General features: G+C 53.6%; 15 protein-coding genes. 11 read left to right on the plus strand and 4 right to left on the minus strand.

Annotation, left to right across the window (positions count from 1 at the left end; translation table 11 throughout):
• The first annotated feature begins 1 nt into the window (after position 1).
• The 4 genes from FLZ89_RS06580 (at position 2) to FLZ89_RS06595 (ending at position 3047) form a co-directional block, all read left to right on the plus strand.
• Entirely contained in the window at positions 2-763 is a 762-nt protein-coding gene (locus FLZ89_RS06580) for a ParA family protein (RefSeq protein WP_141263572.1), read from the plus strand.
• Positions 756-1640: a ParB/RepB/Spo0J family partition protein gene (locus FLZ89_RS06585; protein ID WP_141263571.1), complete on the plus strand. Its 885-nt coding sequence runs from the start codon at positions 756-758 to the stop codon at positions 1638-1640. Before FLZ89_RS06580 ends, FLZ89_RS06585 begins: the two co-directional genes overlap by 8 nt.
• 129 nt (positions 1641-1769) lie before the next feature.
• Positions 1770-2324, plus strand: a complete 555-nt coding sequence (locus FLZ89_RS06590; RefSeq protein ID WP_141263570.1) for a pyruvate kinase alpha/beta domain-containing protein — start codon at positions 1770-1772, stop codon at positions 2322-2324.
• A 33-nt stretch (positions 2325-2357) separates the two neighbouring features.
• Complete coding sequence (locus FLZ89_RS06595; protein WP_253256425.1) at positions 2358-3047, plus strand: DUF554 domain-containing protein; 690 nt, start codon at positions 2358-2360, stop codon at positions 3045-3047.
• A 48-nt stretch (positions 3048-3095) separates the two neighbouring features.
• On the opposite strand, the gene larC is transcribed toward FLZ89_RS06595, so the two are convergent.
• Together larC and larE are read right to left on the minus strand one after the other, a co-directional pair.
• Positions 3096-4286, minus strand: coding sequence for a nickel pincer cofactor biosynthesis protein LarC (gene larC, locus FLZ89_RS06600; RefSeq protein ID WP_141304665.1), 1191 nt, complete (start codon positions 4284-4286; stop codon positions 3096-3098).
• A gap of 15 nt (positions 4287-4301) precedes the next feature.
• Positions 4302-5144, minus strand: a complete 843-nt coding sequence (larE, locus tag FLZ89_RS06605; RefSeq protein ID WP_141263567.1) for an ATP-dependent sacrificial sulfur transferase LarE — start codon at positions 5142-5144, stop codon at positions 4302-4304.
• 200 nt (positions 5145-5344) lie between these two features.
• Here larE and FLZ89_RS06610 point away from each other — a divergent pair, with 200 nt between their 5' ends.
• The 4 genes from FLZ89_RS06610 (at position 5345) to FLZ89_RS06625 (ending at position 7918) form a co-directional block, all read left to right on the plus strand.
• Positions 5345-5863, plus strand: coding sequence for a DUF4446 family protein (locus FLZ89_RS06610; RefSeq protein ID WP_141263566.1), 519 nt, complete (start codon positions 5345-5347; stop codon positions 5861-5863).
• Positions 5864-5875: 12 nt separating this feature from the next.
• Positions 5876-6802 (plus strand): M23 family metallopeptidase, encoded by a 927-nt coding sequence (locus FLZ89_RS06615; RefSeq protein ID WP_141263565.1) that lies wholly within the window; start codon positions 5876-5878, stop codon positions 6800-6802.
• The gene (locus FLZ89_RS06620) at positions 6774-7142 is read left to right on the plus strand and encodes a bactofilin family protein (RefSeq protein ID WP_172613478.1); all 369 of its coding nucleotides are present in this window, start codon (positions 6774-6776) and stop codon (positions 7140-7142) included. The genes FLZ89_RS06615 and FLZ89_RS06620 overlap by 29 nt, the downstream gene beginning before the upstream one ends.
• Positions 7143-7276: 134 nt before the next feature.
• Positions 7277-7918 carry a phosphoribosyltransferase gene (locus FLZ89_RS06625; protein WP_141304666.1) on the plus strand — a complete coding sequence of 214 codons (642 nt, stop codon included), beginning with the start codon at positions 7277-7279 and terminating at the stop codon, positions 7916-7918.
• 2 nt (positions 7919-7920) lie between these two features.
• On the opposite strand, the gene yyaC is transcribed toward FLZ89_RS06625, so the two are convergent.
• Positions 7921-8550 carry a spore protease YyaC gene (gene yyaC / locus FLZ89_RS06630; protein WP_141263562.1) on the minus strand — a complete coding sequence of 210 codons (630 nt, stop codon included), beginning with the start codon at positions 8548-8550 and terminating at the stop codon, positions 7921-7923.
• A gap of 113 nt (positions 8551-8663) precedes the next feature.
• Here yyaC and FLZ89_RS06635 point away from each other — a divergent pair, with 113 nt between their 5' ends.
• Positions 8664-9683 (plus strand): YkvI family membrane protein, encoded by a 1020-nt coding sequence (locus tag FLZ89_RS06635; protein ID WP_141304667.1) that lies wholly within the window; start codon positions 8664-8666, stop codon positions 9681-9683.
• 75 nt (positions 9684-9758) lie between these two features.
• A complete protein-coding gene (locus FLZ89_RS06640; RefSeq protein ID WP_141263560.1) occupies positions 9759-10781 on the plus strand; it encodes a GerMN domain-containing protein in 1023 nt (340 codons plus the stop codon).
• Here the strand turns inward: FLZ89_RS06640 and FLZ89_RS06645 are convergent.
• Positions 10778-11194 (minus strand): Hsp20/alpha crystallin family protein, encoded by a 417-nt coding sequence (locus FLZ89_RS06645; RefSeq protein WP_141263559.1) that lies wholly within the window; start codon positions 11192-11194, stop codon positions 10778-10780. The genes FLZ89_RS06640 and FLZ89_RS06645 overlap by 4 nt on opposite strands.
• A gap of 212 nt (positions 11195-11406) precedes the next feature.
• Here FLZ89_RS06645 and selA point away from each other — a divergent pair, with 212 nt between their 5' ends.
• Positions 11407-12825 (plus strand): L-seryl-tRNA(Sec) selenium transferase, encoded by a 1419-nt coding sequence (selA, locus tag FLZ89_RS06650; protein WP_141304668.1) that lies wholly within the window; start codon positions 11407-11409, stop codon positions 12823-12825.
• Positions 12826-12906 lie beyond the last annotated feature (81 nt).

Consider the following 12906-nt stretch of genomic DNA (forward strand, 5'->3'; position numbering starts at 1 on the left):
CATGGGCAAGGTTATGGCCATTGCCAATCAAAAGGGAGGGGTTGGTAAAACTACCACAGCCGTCAATTTAAGTGCCTTTTTAGCCCAGGCAGGAAAGCAAGTGCTCCTGGTAGATATTGATCCCCAGGGTAACGCCACCAGCGGTCTGGGTGTTGATCGCCTGCACATCGAGCACTGTATCTATGATGTTATTATTAACAGCGTGCCTATAGCAGGAATCATTATTTCTACAGGAGTACCCCATCTCGACCTGGTGCCGGCAACCATTGAACTGGCAGGTGCTGAAGTTGAACTGGTGACAGCAATTGCCAGGGAGCAGAAATTAAAGAAAGCATTGCAGGACGTCAAAGATAAATATGACTACATAATTATCGACTGCCCGCCTTCCCTGGGTTTGCTCACCATCAATGCTCTGACGGCCGCCGAAGGCGTCTTAATACCAATCCAGTGTGAATATTATGCCCTGGAGGGGCTGGGCCAGCTGATGAACACCATCCAGCTGGTTACCCGTCACTTAAACCCCCGCTTGAAAGTAGAAGGGGTTGTTTTGACCATGTTTGATCCACGGACCAATTTATCAATGCAGGTAGTTGATGAAGTAAAAAACCACTTCCCCGAAAAAGTCTTCAAAAGCATTATCCCACGTAATGTGCGGCTAAGTGAAGCGCCAAGCTACGGCCAGCCGATAAGTCTTTATGATCCTCGTTCCCGCGGGGCCGAAGCCTATAAAGAACTGGCCCTGGAGGTGATGAACAATGGTTAAAAGAGGCCTGGGCCGGGGCCTGGAAGCTTTATTGCCTGCAATCGAAGAAAACGAAGTTCTGACCGGAGAAGTAACCCGGGTAGCAGTGGACCGGATTGTCGCCGGGCGACACCAGCCAAGGCGCGATTTTGATGCCACAAAGTTAGAGGAACTGGCACAGTCAATTAAAAGTCACGGCGTTATCCAGCCCATTGTTGTTAAGCCTATTGGAGATGAACGTTATGAACTCATTGCCGGTGAACGCCGCCTGCGGGCCTGTAAAATCGCCGGGTTAAGGGAAATACCAGCAATCATCAAAGACCTGGATGCCAGGGAAACAGCCGAAATAGCTTTGATAGAGAATTTACAGCGAGAAGATCTGAATCCTATGGAAGAAGCTGAAGCTTACCAGGCGCTAATAAACGAACATAATCTTACCCAGGAAGAAATAGCCCGTCGCGTAGGCAAAAGCCGACCGGTAATCGCCAATGCCCTGCGCCTGTTCCAGTTGCCGGAGGAAATCCAGGAAATGCTCCGGAAGAGTGAAATATCAACAGGTCATGCCAGGATAATACTGAGCTTGAAGGATAGAGAACAACAGTTAATGCTGGCAAGAAAAATCAAAGAAGAGGGGCTGGCGGTAAGGGAGACAGAAATAATTGCTAAAAAGTTGCAAGCTTCAATTGATCAACCTACAAAAAAGGAGCGCAAGAACGAAAAGGTTGATTTAGAAGTCAAGCAGCTAGAAGATAGACTACAACACATTTTAAGCACAAAGGTTAAGCTATCTCACGGGAAAAATAAAGGTAAAATAGAAATATATTATTTTGGAACTGAGGACTTAGAAAGAATTATAGCCGTATTAACCAGGAATAATGTTTCACGTGAAACATTTTAAAGTTTGCGCTCGAGCGTCTGCTGGAAAAAAGGGTGACCCGGTCTCAGGTGGAGTTTAAGAGTGGGGGCATGGTCGAGGACGAGAATGTCCGGAGCCGGCCTCTGAGGCAAAGATAAGGAGGATGAAGAGATGACAACATACTGGCAAGCGAAAGGAAAGACTAATACAGAAGGTACAATTAAACTGGCCCTGGAACGCGCCAGGCAGCTGGGGCTAAAGGATGTTGTCGTTGCCTCGGCAACGGGCTACAGCGCCTTACTGTGCCTGGGAAATAATGATTTAAATATCGTTTGTGTAACCCACCAGGCCGGTTTTAAAAAACCGGGGGAAATAGAGATGGATGCGGCCACGCGCCGGCGCCTTGAGGAGGGGGGGATTAAAGTTCTGACCACCACCCACCTGATGGCCGGCCTTGACCGTGCCGTGCGTTTCGCCTTCCAGGGTATTTATCCAGCTGAAATTATTGCCAATACCCTGCGCCTCTTCGGCCAGGGTACCAAGGTGGCTGTCGAGGTTGCCGGCATGGCCCTGGATGCCGCCCTCATACCAGCAGGGGTGGATGTCATTGCCCTGGGCGGGAGCAGCGAAGGTGTAGATACGGCCCTGGTTTTACGTCCGGCCCATTCCCAGGACTTTTTCGCTACTAAAATTAAAGAGATAATTTGCAAACCAAGGGAGTTTTAAAGCAAAAGGTACCGAACGTAACCTGAAATCGGGGTGAAGAACTTGTGGGGTACGTGGGTTAATGTCCTGGCCATCCTGGCCGGTTCCCTTCTGGGAACCCTAATTGGCCGGCGTCTTTTTCAGCGCTTGCTGACAACAGTTACCCAGGCCACCGGCCTGGGTATATTGCTGGTTGGGTTGACCATGGCCATCCAGAGCCAAAATATCGTCCTGGTGATTGTCAGCCTGGTAGCCGGTGGCATTAGCGGAGAACTTTTGGATATTGAAGGGCGCCTGGCCGGACTAGGGAAGCGCCTTGAATCACTCCTTTCCCGCGGCGGCAGGGGGGAGATTACCCGAGCCTTTGTAAGCGCCAGCCTTCTCTACTGTGTCGGTGCCATGGCCATTATAGGTTCCATGGATGCAGGTTTACGCGCTAATTACAATACCCTCTATGCCAAAGCTTTACTGGACGGCATCCTGGCCGCTAGCATGAGCACCACCATGGGCTGGGGAGTAGCCCTGTCGTCCCTCCCGGTGCTTGTTTATCAGGGCAGTTTGACCCTGATGGCAACCTGGATGCAAAATTATCTAACCCCGGCTGTAGTGACCGAAATTACGGCCAGCGGTGGTCTGCTGATTATTGCCATTGCCCTAGACGTTTTAAAGATAAAAGAAATTCATGTAGGCAATCTTTTACCGGCTATTTTCTTTGCGGCCATCCTGTCACTATGGTGGCACTAAAAAAACAAACCCCTTGTCCTGTGGCTGCAGGCAAGGGGTTTGTTCAGGTCACCACATCTTTACAGCACGGGCGGCAGCCAGGGCGGCGGCGTAGACTTCCTTCACCGGCACGCCTGCGGCCAGGGCGGCCCGGCGGCAGGATTCATATTCCGGGGCTACGTTAGTGATTGCCCGGCCTTCAGGATCTTTGTAGCGACCCCACTTGACGGTTACCGGGCCGTAAGGCGTTAGCACCTCTGTTTGCTGCCGCTGGCAGACCAGGCGCTGGTCGCGGCGGAAGCGCAGGCCCAGGGTGCTGGAATGGCGGAAAATAGCTGCCGCCACTGCAGCAAGGTTGGTTTCCGGGCAGAGGGCTGTAAAGAGGACGCCGGGCCGGCCCTTTTTCATTTGCACCGGGGTAAAGTAGGCATCAACTGCTCCGGCAGCCAGGACCTGTTCCTGGAGGGCGGGGAAAAACTCGGGGTTCATGTCATCAATGGTCGTCTCAATGACCAGGCTGCTCTCGTCTCCCTCCAGCTGAGTTGAGGTGATTTCTCCCAGGGCCAGGCGCAGGAGATTGGGATGCGCTAAAGCTGTTTTCCCGGCGCCAAAGCCGACGCTGATCAAATTCATTGCCGGGAAAGGACCGAAAGTTTCGGCCAGGGTGGTGATGAGGGCTGCACCGGTGGGGGTTACCAGCTCAGCTTTATCTTCGGTGCCGTAAACAGGATAACCCCGGAGCAGGTAAAGGGTGGCCGGTGCCGGTACCGGCAGTTTGCCGTGATGGCATTCGACCCATCCGGAGCCCAGGGGCAGGGGCGAGGATATAACCCGCTCAATACCCAGGAGGTGCAGACCCAGGACGGTGCCTACAATATCGATAATGGCATCGACGGCTCCAACTTCATGGAAGTGTACTTTTTCCGGACTGATGCCGTGAACCTGGCCCTCAGCCCGGGCTAGGTTATGGAAAACGGCTGTTGCTTTTTCCCGCACCGGCAGGGGCAGCGGGCTGTTGTCGATTAGCTCCAGGATATCTTTCAGGTGGCGGTGAGGGTGGCGACCGGTCACCTGCACAGCTACATCTATGGCCGCAATACCATGCTGGCTGGTCTCCCTGATCTTTAATTCCCATCCGTCCAGGGCAAGCTCTTTTAACCGCTCTACCAGTTCATCCTTGGGAAGGCCATTGGCCAGCAGGGCCCCCAGGCACATATCACCGCTGATACCGGAAAAGCAATCAAAGTAGGCAACTTTCATCTTTCTCACCCTGCTCTAATGTTTGTGCCTTACTACCCGTTCCTCCGGGCTAAGAACAGCATTCATGCTGCCGCTGCGGAAGCCTTCTAAATCCAGGGTGATATAGGTAAACCCAAGTTCGTGGAGACGGTTAACCAGCTTTTCCCTGACATTAGCATCAATGAGGAGGGCAAAGGCAGTTGGGTTTACTTCCAGGCGGGCAATGGCACCGTGGTGACGTACCCGGATTTCTCTTAGACCCAGCTGGCGTAAGAATGCTTCGGCAGCAGCTACTTGTTCCAGTTTTTCCGGCGTAATGGCCTGGCCGTAGGGGATACGGGATGAAAGGCAGGCCATTGAAGGCTTATCCCAGTTGGGCAGGTTTAAATGCCTGGCCAGCTGGCGGATCTCCTCTTTGGTCAGTCCTACTTCCTGCAGGGGGCTGCGGACACCGAATTCCCTGGCCGCCCGGCTGCCGGGGCGAAAATCGCCGCTATCATCGGCATTGGCGCCATCAACGATTACTTTCAGGCCGTATTCCCGGGCCAGTTCTTGCAGTTTAGCAAAAAGTTCCTTTTTGCAATGATAACAACGTTCCGGCGGGTTAGCAGTAAAGGCGGAATCTTCCATTTCGTTGGTATTTATTACCAAATGCTGAAGCCCAAGTTCCTGCGCCAGCCGGGTAGCGGCGTCTATTTCCACCTGGGGATAAGTGGGTGAAGCGGCCGTAACTGCCAGGACTCTGGCCGGCGTCATACTGGCTACCTTGAGTAAAAGGCTACTGTCGACACCGCCGGAATAAGCCACAAGGACGGCTTCCATGTCCGTTAAATTTTTTTGTAGGAGTTCCAGTTTGGCAGCTAAAGCATCAGGTAACATTGAAATCACCACGCTTTAAATTTTTTAAGATCAAATTTTTCTCCATGGGCCGAGAGAAATCCTGCTGGCTTAATCTTTTTCAGTGCTGAAAAAAATTGCCGGTTTACTAAATTTAGGCGCGCAAATGAAATACGCGCAGGAAAATGGCATTTCATGTGGAAATAAATCTTTTGCTGTAATTTAGTAGGGAGGATTTAACTTTGGCGGTACTGACTTCTTTATTGGCACCCTATAATATCCCTATCCTCCTGGGGCTGGCCCTCCTGCAACTTTTTATTATCTTTTTTCTCTGGTATAACCATGCTGAGGTTAGGCGCCTGGAGGGACGCATCAAGCGTTTGATTGAAACCGGCGAAGGCCACGACCTGACCGCCGTTCTGGAGCGCTTCCACGACGTGGGGCAGATAAAGAAGGCCCTTGACCAGGTGCAGGAAAAGGTAGCCGACCTTCAGGTGGGTTTGGAGAAAAGTTTTAGCCGCATAGGTTTGATCCGCTTTAATGCCTTTCCAGATACGGGTAGTGATTTGAGTTTTGCCCTGGCACTCCTTAACCGGGAAGCCAATGGTTTTATCCTCACCAGTCTTTATGCCCGGGACGAGACCCGTGTCTTTATTAAACCCGTTCACAGCGGGCGTTCTACTTACCGCTTGAGCGAAGAGGAAGAAAAGGCCCTGGCCATGGCCCTGGGCCTGCTATCCCCGGGAGAGGCAGCCAGTTAGGGGGAACTGGGTTTGCAGGGTATCCGGCGTGATCGTTATTTTACGCTGATGCTTGTCCCGGAAGGGCGGAGAATTTATCGCTTTTTTCTCCCGGCGTGGTTTTTCCAGGTCGCAGTCGTACTGGCCATATTGCTTATCATAGCCTTAATTGCAGCTATAGGAGCAGTATACCACCTGCAAAAAAGGGTTGCCGAGCTTAGAGCTGTTGACCAGATCAACGCCAGGCAGGCCGCTCAGATTCTGCAGCTGGAGGAACAGGCCAGGGCTTTGCAGGAAAAGATTCAGGGCATCGACGAACTGGACGCCCGGGTAAGATCCTTGCTTGGCCTGGGCCAGGGTGGCGGGGAGCGCCCCGGCGTAGCTTCCCGGGGCGGTCGTTTAAGACCAGGAGAACAGGAACAAACTTTAAAGCAGGTACGTTTAATCCTTAGCAGCGTCGCCCGGGACACTCCTCGCCAGGAGGTTAAAATAAAAGAACTGGCCCGGGAAATGGAGCAGCACCTGGCTTACCTGGCAGCACTGCCCTCTCACTGGCCGGTACGAGGGCCGGTTTCTTCCCCCTTTGGCTACCGGGATTCCCCCTTTGGCCGGCGAGAAGAATTTCATGACGGTATTGATATTGCCGCTGCCTATGGCGCGGAGGTTCAGGCTGCCGGCAACGGTCGGGTAGTTTTCGCGGGCTGGATGCCAATTTACGGACGTACTATTGTTATTGATCACGGCTATGGTTTAACCAGTATGTATGGTCATAATTCTGAACTATTAGTTAAAATAGGGGAACAGGTAGCGAGGGGCCAGCCTATTGCCAGGGTGGGCAGCAGCGGCCGCAGTACCGGTCCCCACCTGCACTTTCAAGTGAAACTGAATGACCAGCTACAGGATCCCTTAAAATATCTTACAGGAGGAGAGGGTGCCGGAAGTGCTGGGGAGAAAGAATGACAATGTTGCGGCAACGGTAGACACGGTCATTGGTAAGGGAGCTAAAATAACCGGGAAACTGGTGGCCGAAGGAGCCGTCCGCATCGACGGCGATTTTGAAGGTGAGGTAAGTACCGAGGGTGACCTGGTGGTCGGGGAAAGCGGCCAGGTGGTAGCCACGGTCAGGGCGCGTAACCTGCTGGTGGTAGGAACCATCAAAGGTGATGTGGCCGCCACAGGGCAACTGGAAATTGCCCCGACGGGTAAAGTAGAGGGCGACGTCCAGACGGCGCGGCTAATTGTCGAACCCGGCGGTTTGCTCCAGGGCCACTGCCAGATGCCAGTACCGGCGGATGCCTAGCCTGGAATGAGCTTATCCAGGGTAGGTATGGCCGGCCACCCTGGAATTGCTGTGCCTCCGGCCAGGAGAATACATAGTCACATATAAATAAGGGAAAAGCTATTACTACTTCTTTTTCCGGGGGTTATAACCGCATGCTCTTTAAAAACCGCCACGATGCCGGTTGCCGGCTGGCCAGGGCCTTGCAGGACTACCGGGGCCGGCAACCCCTGGTGCTGGCTATACCCAGGGGCGGGGTGGTAGTCGCTGCGCCCATGGTCGCGGCCCTGGCAGGAGAACTGGATTTGATTATTTCCCGCAAAGTGGGCTTGCCGGGCAGTCCAGAACTGGCCGTAGCCGCTGTGGCGCCGGACGGTACAGTTTTATATAACCAATCCGTTATGCGTTCTTTAAACCTGGTACCGGCCGATCTTAAATCCTTCATCGAGGGTGAAGTGGCGGAAATCAAACGGCGGCTGGAGGTTTACCGGGGTCACGCCGGTGAACCGGAAATCACAGGAAGAGTTGTTATTGTAGTAGATGACGGGGTCGCCACCGGCCTGACTACCGAGGCGGCCCTGCGGTCGGTTAAGCAGGCCAATCCCGCCAGGCTGGTCCTGGCCGTGCCGGTGGCCCCGCCGGAGACTGCGGAACGCCTGCGGTCTTTAGTAGACGATTTAATCTGCCTGGCAACTCCGGTACCCTTTTACGCCGTTGGCCAGTTCTATGAAGATTTCAGCCAAGTTTCCGACGATGAGGTAAAAAATATTTTAAAGAAATACAAACGTACTTTTTAATTCTACTGCAGGCCCCGGGCAACGGCAATATTGCGATGCTTGTAAACCAGGCACACGCCTTGGTAAATGGAGCTGGCAATTTGCTGGGCCATGCGCATGACAATGGACAGGCGGGTATTCTGGAGGACAAAATATTCCATGTAGCCGCCGACGTTGACGATGCCCGTAAAGTGAATGTCTCCCACAGCAGGGAGATTTTTATTGACCCCGGCGCCTGGTTTTAAAGCCCCCGGGGCCAGGGTAATAGCACCGACATTTTCCGCCTGTCCCAGGCAGGCATCAACGGCGATGATTATGGGATCAGGATGGTTGGTCTTAATATAGGCCAGTTTCTCCGTCAGGTTGCTGGCATGAACTGGTTCATCCAGGGTTCCGTATACGGCAAAGGGTAAATTGGGCATATGCAAAAGATTGGTACCCACCAGAGGGCCCAGGCAGTCACCCGTTGAACGATCAGTTCCGATGCAAACGACGACAAGAGGTTGTTTGCCCTCGGGATTAAGTTCCTGCAGGTGACTGGCCAGAATCTGGCTTAATTTTTCCACCGCCAGGGGGTCCTGGTAGTAATATTTAATTTTCGCAGGCGGCATTGCCTCAGGCTGATTAGAGGTGAAAAAAGGTAATAGAGCCATACCTTACCTCCTGAGAAACCTTGTGCCTAGAGTATATGCCGGTTTCTGCTTTTTTATACTATTAGACGCCCCTCCCGGCATATTAATGTACAAAGGTTGCGGGAAGGGTGGTCGTGATCCTTAAGGATGAACTGGCAGTAGCTATAGCTGTCGTGGGAACTATGGTCGGCGCCGGTTTTGCTTCCGGCCAGGAACTGGTCCAGTTTTTCGTGATGCTGGGGTCGGAGGCCCCGGCGGCCGTAATGTTAATGGGGACGCTATTAATCCTGGCTGCCAGCCAAGTACGCCGCCTGGCGTTGAAATGGCGTACTAATTCTTACCGAGATTTCCTGGTAGTGCTCCTCGGAAAATGGGAAAAACCGGCTGATATGGTCACTGGTGCCTTTCTGTTCGGCGGTCTGGCTATTATGCTGGCCGGGTCCGGGGCCGTAGTCAAAGAGCATTTTGGCCTCGCACCCCTCACCGGAATCATCGCCTGTGGCGTCCTGGCTTTCCTGGCCAGCTTGGGCAAGGGCCACGGTTTCTTGCTTTTAAATGCCCTTATGGTACCGCTTATGATGGTAATTATAATTGTAGCCGCTTTAATTGCCGTTTTCTCCCAGCCGGGGCCATTCCAAGTTTCCCCACCTGCATCACCAGGGGGGCTCATCAGCAGTAACTGGATCCTCAACGCTTGCCTTTACGTTACATATAATATGGCAGGAGTTGCGGTTTTACTAACCTCTCTGCCGGCTTCCCGCAAGGGGGTCCTGGGGGCGGGCGTGGGCGGGCTTTTTTTAGGAGGCCTGGCGTACTTACTGGTGAAAGCCCTAAGAGGCTTGAGTCCTGCGGGCCTGCAGGCAGAACTGCCCTTGTTGTACCTGGTGTCCGGCCTGCAACCCGGGCTGGTTCACCTTTATGCCCTGGCCCTCTGGTTGGCAGTAGTGACGACGGCGGCGAGTAATCTTTACGGACTGGCGACAAGGTTGGGTCAAATTCCCGCCCTTCCAACCTGGCGAGCAGCGTTGCTAATGCTTATCCTTGCTTTACCGGTGGCCACCTGTGGTTTTATCAACCTGGTGAGCTGGATTTACCCTTTTTTCGGTTACATAGGCCTGTTTTTGCTGCTCCTTGCCTTGGTATGTCGTCTGTAAAATTCAGGACAGGCAGGATTTTAGCTTTTGTTTGTAGAAAAAATCTCTAAAAACCCCTGGAGGGAGTGAATGATTATGAAGGCAGACCACCCAGGAAACTGGAGCTGGGGGTGGTCGCGCACAGTACTGGTATTATTGCTACTGGTGCTAGCTGTGCTTAACAGTGGTTGTTTCAACAAACCCAAACCTGCTATCCAGGATTTGCCCGGCAAAACTGCCAAAGGAAGACGTCCATTATTAGTTGATAGAGAATTGAGCCAGGTTTTGGTGTATTACCTGACCCAGGATGGTTCTTATCTGGTACCAGTTACGATTACCTTTACCCCCACTCGCGAAGTAGCTAAAGTAGCGGTGGAAAAACTCCTCGCCGGTCCCCAGGTGGATGGTTTAAAAGAAGTAATGCCCGATGGCGTAAAGCTACGGGATATTTATATTTTAGATGACCAGCAGACGGTATATGTAGATTTAACAAAAGAATTTTTGCAGATGGAGGATAATGGACAGGCAGAAAGGGCTATTAAAGCCCTGGTTTTAACTTTGACCAGTCTGGATAATGCTCGCTACGTGCAGGTTCTGATCGAGGGGCAGACTGTACCGGAGGTTGGCGGGGTAAAGCTTGATACACCTCTTGCTCGGCCGGCAACAATTAACAGCCTCTTAAAAAAAGATAACCAGCAGGGCGTTCAGGTCTATTTTAATGATGCCAGCGCCAGATTTCTGGTGCCGGTTACAGTGGCGCTGCCGCCCGGAGCTGCGGGAAACGATCTGCCCCGGGCGGCTGTGCTGGCCCTGCTGGCAGGGCCGCCGCCGGACAGCAACCTGGTACGGACCATCTGGCCCGGGACCAGGCTCCTGGATCTGAAGATTGAGCACGGGTTGGCCACTGTAAATTTCAGTCGCGAAGTAACAGGCTATGGCGGGGGTACGTCGGCCGAAACAGCCCTCCTTGATTCCCTCCTTTTTACCTTAACCCAGTTCCCGGAGATTGACAGGGTGCAGCTGTTGATTGAGGGGCAGAAACGTGAATATTTACCCGAGGGCTCAGCTATTGACAAACCCCTGTCCCGGCCGGAGCAGTTAAATTTTCTTAAATACTAGTGGAGATTGATGGGGATACGCCGCTGCCGCTGGTTTTCCGCCTTGGGCAGGCGGACCTCCAGGATACCGTTTTTATAAGTCGCCGTCGCTTTTTCCGGTTCTACCTTGGCCGGCAGGCTGACGGTCCGGGCAAAGGTACCGTAAAAGCGCTCGGCGCGGTGATAATCCTGTTCCCCTGTTTCTTCGCTGCGGCGAATTTCACCCCGAATGGCAAGGGTATCCTCGGTGGCGGTGATTTCTACATCGTCCCTGGAAGTCAGGCCCGGTAATTCTACTGTGGCTACCACTTCCCTTTCGGTCTGGTAAATGTCAAAGCGGGGGCCGATTTCCCAGAAGCCGGGCATGAAGTTACGGAACAAGGCCTCGCGGATATCGGCCAGTTCGCGCCAGGGGCGCCATGGACCAATACTCATGGAAAAACCTCCTTTGGCAAGTCTTCTTAAGCTATATTTTCTAACCAGCAGCCGGAGTTTATAACCCGGCGTGGGAAAGTGGGAAAACTTTATGCGGAACTGGTACGCTGTACCGGTTCCACATTTTTAGCTTATGGTTATAATAACCTTAGTTTGTTTTTGTAAGAGCGCAGTTTTCTTACATTGCGTTTGGAGGATTGCAGCAAGTAACCATGGAACAGCCCCAAAGCCTTTTGCGGCAATTACCGGCAGTAGACCAGATCCTGCGGCACCCGCTGCTCCGTGAATTATCCCAAACGGACCATAACCTGGTGGTTGCCTGTACTCGCCAGGTCCTGACCAGCTGGCGGGAGAGAGTACTGACCGCAGGAATTGAGCCGCCTGGTCTGGAAGAATTGGCGCGGGAAATAAAGAAAAGGTACGAAGCCAGCAGCCGTAGCAGCTTGCGGGCGGTCATTAATGCTACCGGGGTGGTTTTACACACCAACCTGGGCCGAGCTGTTTTAAGCCAAGCGGCAGCGGAAGCAGCCCTGATGGCGGCCCGGCGCTATACCAATCTGGAATTTAACTTGGAGTCGGGACAACGTGGTAATCGTTATGAACATGTGGCCGGTTTGCTCAAGGAGTTGACCGGTGCCGAAGCAGCCCTGGTGGTTAACAACAACGCTGCTGCCGTATATTTAAGCCTGGCCGCCCTGGCTGCCGGCAAGGAGACCATTATTTCCCGGGGTCAGCTGGTGGAAATCGGCGGTTCCTTCCGGGTACCGGATGTTATGGCCCAGAGCGGTACCAGGCTGGTGGAAGTAGGTACTACCAATAAAACCTACCTGCAGGACTATGAAGCGGCCATGGGACCGGATACAGCTCTGCTTCTCAAGGTTCACCCCAGTAATTATCGCATCCAGGGTTTTACCCATGAAGTGACTACGGCCGAACTGGTTGACCTGGGTCGGCGCCGGCAGGTACCCGTCATGGAGGACCTGGGCAGCGGTTTTCTGGTGGACTTGGAGAACTACGGTATTACCGGCGAACCGACTGTTCAGGCCGAAATTAAACAGGGGGTAGACCTCTTAACCTTCAGCGGGGATAAATTGCTGGGCGGGCCCCAGGCCGGGATTATCCTGGGTCGGCGGGAGCTGGTGGCCACTATTGCCCGCCATCCTTTAACTCGCGCCCTGCGGGTTGATAAAATGACTCTGGCTGCCCTTGAGGCAACCTTGCGGGCTTATCGCAACCCGGACCGGGCCGTCCGGGAGATCCCTACCCTGGCTGCCCTGGTAGCCCGGCCGGAGGACTTGCGGCGCCGGGCGGAACAGCTGCAGGCCTTGCTGGCGGAAGTGCTGGGTTCCCGGGCGCGGGTAGGCATAAAAGCAATCACCTCCCAGGCCGGAGGCGGTTCCCTGCCGTTAACCGAACTGCCGTCCTGGGGCGTAACCGTTGCGCCGGCCCAGGTTACGGTAGAAGAACTGGCCAGGCGCCTGCGGCAAATTGAGCCCCCGGTCCTGGTGCGGGTTCAGGAAGATACCTTAATCCTCGACGTCCGCACCCTCCTGCCCGGTGAAAGTGAAGAACTGGCTCGCGCCCTGGTAGAGGCCCTCGATGGGATTAACGACCCCACCGGGGAAACCTGAAAAAGTGGGCCAGAGCTATGCGCTGGAGGGTACAGGCGGAAGGCGACTTGGTTCGAGGCGATAGCAAACTCAGCGAAGCCG

The sequence above is a fragment of the Moorella sp. E306M genome, assembly GCF_006538385.1.
In the GTDB taxonomy this organism is placed as follows: domain Bacteria; phylum Bacillota; class DSM-521; order Neomoorellales; family Neomoorellaceae; genus Neomoorella.

What these genes read in the sequence shown, in the direction of transcription:
- FLZ89_RS06580 (WP_141263572.1), top strand. Translation starts at nt 2, where the DNA reads ATGGGCAAGGTTATGGCCATTGCCAATCAAAAGGGAGGGGTTGGTAAA.
- FLZ89_RS06585 (WP_141263571.1), top strand. Translation starts at nt 756, where the DNA reads ATGGTTAAAAGAGGCCTGGGCCGGGGCCTGGAAGCTTTATTGCCTGCA.
- FLZ89_RS06590 (WP_141263570.1), top strand. Translation starts at nt 1,770, where the DNA reads ATGACAACATACTGGCAAGCGAAAGGAAAGACTAATACAGAAGGTACA.
- larC (WP_141304665.1), bottom strand. Translation starts at nt 4,286, where the DNA reads ATGAAAGTTGCCTACTTTGATTGCTTTTCCGGTATCAGCGGTGATATG.
- larE (WP_141263567.1), bottom strand. Translation starts at nt 5,144, where the DNA reads ATGTTACCTGATGCTTTAGCTGCCAAACTGGAACTCCTACAAAAAAAT.
- FLZ89_RS06625 (WP_141304666.1), top strand. Translation starts at nt 7,277, where the DNA reads ATGCTCTTTAAAAACCGCCACGATGCCGGTTGCCGGCTGGCCAGGGCC.
- yyaC (WP_141263562.1), bottom strand. Translation starts at nt 8,550, where the DNA reads ATGGCTCTATTACCTTTTTTCACCTCTAATCAGCCTGAGGCAATGCCG.
- FLZ89_RS06640 (WP_141263560.1), top strand. Translation starts at nt 9,759, where the DNA reads ATGAAGGCAGACCACCCAGGAAACTGGAGCTGGGGGTGGTCGCGCACA.
- FLZ89_RS06645 (WP_141263559.1), bottom strand. Translation starts at nt 11,194, where the DNA reads ATGAGTATTGGTCCATGGCGCCCCTGGCGCGAACTGGCCGATATCCGC.
- selA (WP_141304668.1), top strand. Translation starts at nt 11,407, where the DNA reads ATGGAACAGCCCCAAAGCCTTTTGCGGCAATTACCGGCAGTAGACCAG.